The organism is Agrobacterium sp. MCAB5, from assembly GCF_052114365.1.
GTDB lineage: Bacteria > Pseudomonadota > Alphaproteobacteria > Rhizobiales > Rhizobiaceae > Agrobacterium > Agrobacterium tumefaciens.
In genome coordinates, this window is the sequence record NZ_JBFREP010000375.1 from 1 (window position 1) to 358 (window position 358).

A 358-nucleotide genomic window follows, 5' to 3' on the forward strand; every position below is an offset into this window, starting at 1 on the left:
CCGCCACTTTGACGAGATCATAGCGTGGTCGATAGTCGTCAGAGCCGGTGTCGATGCCCAGCAACCCTGCCATCAGCAGCGAAGTCGAGGTTTCCACGCCGCAGAGGTGATAGGGCCGGTAAATGACGGCTGTGGTCTCATCGTAGTTTGCAATCTGGCCCTTGGTGACGAGGACATGGTTGGAATAGGCATTGTCGCAACGGACGACCAGAAACACTCCGCCACCGAGGCCGGATTCATCCGGACGCCGCAAACACGTTGCAAGGTCGATCGTTTCAGTGCGCTCGAATAGGCCGCCATTGGCGATCTCCGCATAGGCAACCGGGATCTCGGTAATGCGCAGCGCCGCATGCACCAG

The 358-nt window shown here is 58.9% G+C and carries 1 pseudogene; it reads right to left on the minus strand.

The window, feature by feature from the left end:
* Positions 1 to 358: pseudogene (locus AB4Z23_RS29100) on the minus strand (flagellar biosynthesis protein FlgA); the annotation flags it as partial.